The following is a 1,243-nucleotide window of genomic DNA, read 5'->3' as shown; positions in this document are numbered from 1 at the left end:
ACAGCAGGTCATCCATTAGCATCTTTCTATGGCTATCAAATGGCTGGAATCTTTCAAAATCAAAACGAAGTGAATACTAGTGCTACCTTACCTAATACAAAACCAGGTGATGTAAAATACAAAGATTTGAATGGTGACGGAAAAATTGATGATAGCGACAAAACGTATATTGGATCCCCTTTCCCAAAATTCACTTACGGAATCAATCTAGATTTATCATACAAACAATTTGATTTCACCGCCTTTTTTCAAGGAAGTCAAGGAAATAAAATTTTCAACACCACAGACTATTGGTTACAAACAGATATCTCTACCAATTCTAGTACTGCTATATTAGATCGATGGACAGGTGAAGGCACCTCGAATACCGTACCAAGAGCTTCATTTGCTAGTGCAAATAACAATTCTCAATTATCTAGTCGTTTTGTAAAAGATGGTTCTTATTTGAGACTAAAAAATGTTCAGATAGGATATTCATTTAAAGATAGTTTTTTAAAGAAGTCTTTTATCACCAAACTTCGTTTGTACGTAGCTGCTCAAAATTTATTGACTTTTACCAAATATGATGGTTTAGATCCAGAAGCAGGAGTTGACCCTTCTCAAAATAGTCCTTTGGATATTGGGATCGATAGAGGAAGATACCCATCGGTTAGATCTTATACTTTAGGTCTTGATATTAACTTTTAAAAAACAGAAAAATGAAATTATATAATATATTTATAAAAAACTCAAGGTATTGCTGGATAGTAGCCGCAGCCTTATTAGCCACCTCCTGTAGTAACGAATTGGAAGGAAAAGTATATGGTACTCCTGTTTTAGAAAACTTCTACCAAAATCCTGCTGATGCCGAGCAAGGGTTAAATGCAGCCTATAATCCTATGAGAGAAATGTATGGTAAAGAAAACTTCTGGGCAGGAATGTCTTGTGATCTTACCTTTGGTGATGTAGGTACTGATGATTTTATGAAAGGAGGAATAAGTGTAGTTGATAATTTACCTTTATACCAAAAAGAAAGTTATAATATCCCTACATCAAATCTTGCTGTAAGCAGAATTTGGCAAATCAATTACAAAGGGATATTGTACTGTAACTTAATTTTAAGTAAAGTACCAGACATTGCTTTTACAGATACAACTCGAAAAGCACAAATTTTGGCCGAAGCACATTTTATGCGTGCTTATTATTACTTCGATTTGGTAAATAGTTTTGGTGGTGTTCCAATTGTTGATAAACCTCTCGAGCA

At 34.2% G+C, this 1,243-nt stretch carries 1 protein-coding gene and 1 pseudogene; both read left to right on the top strand.

Translation table 11 applies throughout. The annotated features are described in order from the left end of the window. Positions 1 to 687, top strand: a pseudogene (locus M2326_RS17495) (TonB-dependent receptor); the annotation flags it as partial. Between the two features lie 11 nt (positions 688 to 698). Next, the coding region (locus M2326_RS17490; RefSeq protein ID WP_264620826.1) for a RagB/SusD family nutrient uptake outer membrane protein at positions 699 to 1,243 on the top strand (545 nt) is incomplete at its 3' end.

This window comes from Flavobacterium psychraerolatum (genome assembly GCF_025960985.1).
GTDB lineage: Bacteria > Bacteroidota > Bacteroidia > Flavobacteriales > Flavobacteriaceae > Flavobacterium.
Note: the sequence above shows the minus strand (reverse complement) of the source record. Positions and strands in the feature narration are given on the sequence as shown.